Source organism: Nonomuraea sp. ZG12 (assembly GCF_052068115.1).
In the GTDB taxonomy this organism is placed as follows: Bacteria; Actinomycetota; Actinomycetes; order Streptosporangiales; family Streptosporangiaceae; genus Nonomuraea.
Genome location: NZ_JBQHCW010000066.1, coordinates 1 through 5637 on the forward strand (window position 1 = coordinate 1; position 5637 = coordinate 5637).

Annotated in this window: 1 protein-coding gene; it reads right to left on the reverse strand. The window is 72.7% G+C overall.

The annotated features are described in order from the left end of the window. Positions 1 to 5637, reverse strand: a 5637-nt coding sequence (locus tag ACTMTF_RS49185) for an SDR family NAD(P)-dependent oxidoreductase (RefSeq protein WP_441117005.1), incomplete at both ends; no start/stop codon positions are given.

A 5637-nucleotide genomic window follows, 5' to 3' on the forward strand; every position in this document is an offset into this window, starting at 1 on the left:
CACCCCACCAGCCCGCAAACCCACCCGCACCTCACCAACACCCAAACCCCCATCACCACCAACGGGAACCAAGGTCAAGTTCTGGAGCGTGCCGCGCTCGGTGAAGTCCAGCCGCCAGGTGTCCGTGTTCGGCGGCACCTCAAGGGCGGTCGCCGAGCTCACCGGCGCCAAGCGCGGGACCAGGAGCTGACCGCCCCGGACGGCGACCTGCGCCTCCCCGGTGGCCACGGCCGCGCGGACCAGGTCTCCCGCGCCGTCGGCGCCGGGGTCGACGTCGAGGTCCACGAGGACCAGTCGGCCCGGGTTCTCGCCGGCGGCGACTCGTACCAATCCCCAGACTGCGGAGCCGGACATCTCGATCGGGACGTCGCCGGAGCCGGAGCCGGCGTCGACCGCGCGCTCGGTGACCATCACCAGCCGGGCCCCGGCCAGATTCTCGGCCGCCAGCCATTCCTGCACGACGCCAAGGGCGCGGGCCGCCGCCGCACGCGCCCGGTCGCCGACACCGGCGCCCTCGAACCGTGTCGGGCAGCCGATGACGACGGTGTCCGGGGCCGGCCGTCCGGCGGCCACCGCCGCCGTCAACTCGCCGATGCCGGAGTACCTCGCGGCGCCGGAGAGCTCGCCGAACGGTGCTGGGTCGCCGGGGCTCAGCACGGCCCAGCGACTCAGGTCCGCAGACTCGTGATCTTTCTGGCCTTCGGCAGAGCGCGCCGGGACCCAGTCAAGGGTGAACAGCGCCTCGCCGGTGACGGCCGAGCCCGCCCGAGCCGCCGGAAGCGGGCGCAGGGCCAGCCCGCCCACCGCCGCGATCAGCGCGCCGGTCTCATCGGCCAGGGTCAGCGACATCCCGTCGCCGGTCGGGGTCGGTGCCAGGCGCACCCGGGCCGCACGGGCACCGGTCGCGTGTACGACCACATCGGTCCAGGCGAAGGGCAGCAACGGGCCGCGTCCGGGACCGTCCTGGCCGGACGTCGAGCCGGTGGCCGAGATCGGGTGCAGGGCGGCGTCGAGCAGGGCCGGGTGCAGCCCGAACCCGGCGACGGGGGCGTCATCGGCGAGGGCGATCTCCGCGAAGACCTCATCACCGCGCCGCCAGAGCTTCCGCACCCCCTGGAACAGCGGCCCGTAGCTCAGCCCGGCGGCGGCCAGCGCGGGATAGAAACCCTCCAGATCCTGTACGACAGCCCCAACGGGCGGCCAGGAACCCGGCTGGGCCCCGTCCATGTCCTCAGCCGTGGCGAGAACGGCCGGGTGCCCCAGCGCGGTGGCGTCCATGCTGTCGGCCGAGGTGAGGATGCCGGTGGCGTGCCGGGTCCAGGCGCCGGCCGGGTCCTCCTGCTCCGGCTGGGAGTAGACCGCGACCGCACTGCGCCGGGCGTCGTCGTCCGACTCGATCGAGTCGACCGTGACCTGAACCCGGATGCCGCCCCGGTCCGGCAGGACCAGGGGCGCTTCGATCACCAGCTCGGCGAGCCGGGGCCGCCCGATCTCGTCCCCGGCCCGGATCGCCATCTCCACCAGGGCCGCGCCGGGCAGGATCGCCCGACCGGCGACCACGTGCTCGCCCAGCCACGGCTGGGCACTCAGCGAGAGCCTGCCGGTCAGCACCAGCCCCCCGCTGGCCGGCAGGTTCACGGCCGCGCCCAGCAACGGATGACCGGACGAGCCCAGCCCCAGACCGGCGGCGTCGCCCAGGGCCCCGCCGGAGCTCAGCCAGTAGCGCTGCCGGGTGAAGGCGTAGGTGGGCAGGTCGACTCGGGCCGCCCCGGTCCCGGCGTAGAAGCGGGGCCAGTCGACGGTCGCGCCCCGGGCGTACAACCGGCCGAGGGCCGTCACCAGGGTCGCGGGCTCGTCCCGGTCGCGGCGGAGGGCCGGAATCCAGTCCTCGGCGTCCGCCGGACTCGGGGTCGTACCCGAGACGGCGGCGGTCTGCGGGCCGAGGGCGGACAACACACCGTCCGGGCCGAGCTCGACGAACGTGCGCGCCCCGCTGTCCCGCAGCGTGCTGACGGCGTCGGCGAACCGCACCGGCTCGCGCACCTGGCGCACCCAGTACGCCGGATCCGTCACCTCATCGCTGACCACCTGGCCGGTCAGCGTCGACACCAGCGGGATCTGTGGCGTGCTGTACGACACCGACGCGGTGACCCGCCCGAACTCCGCCAGCATCGGCTCCATCAACGCCGAGTGGAAGGCATGCGACACCCGCAGATGCCGCACCCGTACACCCTGGGCGGTGAACGCGTCGGCGACCTCCGCCACCGATCGCTCCGTACCGGACACCACCACGGCGGCCGGGCCGTTGACCGCCGCGACACCCACGCCCTCGACCCCGGCCAGAACCGTACGGACGTCGTCCTCACCCGCCTGCACCGCCAGCATCGCCCCGCCGGGGGGCAGCGCCTGCATCAACCGGCCCCGCGCGCCGACCACGGCGCACGCGTCCGAGAGAGACCAGATCCCGGCCACGTAAGCGGCGGCCAGCTCGCCGATGGAGTGACCGGCCACCATCGCCGGGGTCACGCCCCACGACTCCAGCAACCGGAACAGCGCCACCTCGACCGCGAACAGCCCCGCCTGCGCCCACACCGTGTCATCGATACGACCGGCGCCACCGATGACCGCTGTCAACGATGGCCCCGGCTGGTCCAGGTGCTCGTCCAGACTCGCGCAGACCGCGTCGAAGGCCCGCGCGAACACCGGATACGCGGCGTACAGCTGCCGGCCCATCCCCACTCGCTGAGCGCCCTGGCCCGTGAACAGGAACGCGACCTTACCCACCGAACCGGCGCTCCCCGTCAGCACACCGGCCGGCGGCGCGTCCGCCGATCCGGCCAGGGCGGTCAGACGTGCGACGAGTTCGGCGCTATCGGCCCCGACGAGCACGGCGCGGTGGTCGAGGTTCGCGCGGGTCGTGGCCAGGGACCAGCCGACGTCCACCGGGTCCAGCTCGGGCCGGGAGATCAGGTGGCCGTGCAGCCGTTGGGCCTGTGCGGCCAGCCCGGTGGCGTTGCGGGCGGAGATCACCCAGGGAACGACCGGCAGCGTCTCGGTGTCGTCCTGGTTGTGGGGGATTTCTGCGGGTTGCTCGATGATGACGTGCGCGTTCGTACCGGAGAAGCCGAACGACGAGATCGCGGCCCGGCGTGGGCGGTTCGTCTGGGGCCAGGGGGTCGCATCGGTGACCAGTTCGACCGCGCCCGACTCCCAGTCCACCTGTGACGAGGGAGCGTCCACATGCAATGTCGCCGGGACGACGCCGTGGGCCATCGCCTGCACCATCTTGATGATCCCGGCCACCCCGGCCGCCGCCTGGGTGTGACCGATGTTCGACTTCACCGAACCCAGCAGCACCGGACTGCCGGCGTCCCGGCCCTGACCATAGGTGGCCAGCACCGCCTGGGCCTCGATCGGATCGCCCAGCCGAGTACCGGTCCCATGCCCCTCGACGACGTCGATATCGTCCGGCTGCAGCCCGGCGTTGGCCAGCGCCGCCCGGATCACCCGCTGCTGCGACGGACCATTCGGTGCCGTCAAACCATTCGACGCACCATCCTGATTGACCGCCGACCCCCGAACCACCGCCAGCACCCGATGCCCAAGCCGACGCGCATCCGAAAGCCGCTCCACCACCAGGACCCCGACACCCTCCCCCCAACCCGTCCCGTCAGCCGCATCCGCATACGCCTTGCACCGACCATCCACGGCCAACCCCCGCTGCCGCGAGAACTCCACGAAGGTGCTCGGGGTCGCCATCACCGTCGCCCCACCGGCCAAAGCCAGACTGCACTCCCCCGACCTCAGCGCCTGAACCGCCAGGTGCAAGGCCACCAGCGACGACGAACACGCCGTGTCCACCGTCACCGCCGGACCCTCCAGACCGAGCGCGTACGCGACCCGCCCGGACGCCACCCCACCCGAATTCCCGGTGCTGACGTACCCTTCCACTTCCTCGGGGGCTGAGCCTCCGGTGCTGTAGTCGTGGTAGATCAGCCCCGTGAACACCCCGGTCGAGCTGCCCGGCAATGACCCCGGGTCGATTCCGGCGTCCTCCAACGCCTCCCAGGACGTCTCCAGCAGCAGCCGCTGCTGCGGATCCATCGCCAGCGCCTCACGCGGCGAGATCCCGAAGAACTGCGCGTCGAAATCCCCGGCGTCGTGCAGGAATCCACCGACATCTGCGTAACTCTTCCCCGGGGCGGCCGGGTCCGGGTCGACGACGCCTTCCCAGGCCGGTCCCCGGTTCACCGGGAATCCGGTCACGGCATCCGTTTCCGAGGACAGCAGGCCCCAGAGCTCGCCCGCCGAGCCGACGCCACCGGGGAAGCGGCAGCCGATCCCGACGATCACCACCGGATCATCGTCGTCCTGAACGTCTGCCCGCGCCGTGGGCAGTGCCACCGCAGTGACGTCACCGAGCAATTCGGTAAGAACGAACCCGACCAACGCCGACGGCGTCGGATAGTCGAAGACCAGCGTGGCAGGAAGACGCAGACCGGTCACCTCACCCAGCCGATTACGCAACTCCACAGCCGTCAACGAATCAAAACCCAGCTCACGGAACGACCGACCGGCATCCATCGACTCCGGCCCGGCCATCCCCAGGACGCGAGCGGCCTGGCCGAGAACCATCTCCCGGACGGTCTCCACCCGTTCGGCCGAGGACAGCGCGGCCAGCCGGACGGCGAGGCCGGTGCCGCCGCCGGCGCTGATCGCCCCGGCCGTGCGCCGGGCCGTGCTCCGCGTGCTCGAAGCGGGGATCAGCCCGGACAGCAGGGGGTGCGTTCCCGGTCCGCGACGGCGCCGGCTCGATCGGTCGAGCCGGGCCGGGATCAGCAGGGCGCGAGATCCGTCCGCCGCCGGGCTCGGCGGGCCTGTCACGGCGCCCAGCAGGGCGAGACCGTCGGCGCCGCTCAGCGGTCGCAGGCCCTGGGCGGCCATCCGCTGCCAGTCGGCCGGCGTGAGGTGCCCGGTCATCCCTCCGGTCCCGGCCTCCGCGAGCTGCCACGGCCCCCAGGCCAGGGACACCGAGGGCAGCCCTTCGCCGCGCCGGTGAGCGGCCAGGGCGTCAAGGAAGGTGTTCGCCGCCGCGTAATTGCCCTGGCCGGGGCTGCCCCAGATCCCGGCGATCGAGGAGAACACCGCGAACAGGCTCAGATCATGGGTCCTGGTCAGCTCGTGGAGGTGCCAGGCGCCGTCGACCTTCGCCCGCATCACCGTATGCATCCGGGTCGGCGTCAGTGCACCGATCAGCCCGTCGTCCAGCACTCCAGCGGCGTGTACGACACCGCGCAGCGGCGCCTCGGCCGGCACCCCGGCGATCACCGTGGCCAGGTGGTCGCGGTCCGCGACGTCAGCGGCGCGCAGCTGGACCTGCACGCCCTGGACGGCGAGCTCGGCGGCCAACCGGCCCATCCCGGGGGCTTCGGGTCCGCGCCGGGAGAGCAGCATCAGGTTCGCCGGGCCACGGGCCGCCAGGTGGCGGGCGACGAGTCCGCCGAGGGCTCCCGAGGCGCCGGTCACCAGGACCGTCCCGCTGAGCTCGGTGGCCGGGAATGTCAGGACGACCTTGCCGACGTTGCGGGCCTGACTCAGGTACCGGAACGCCTCCGGAGCCCGGCGCACATCCCAGCA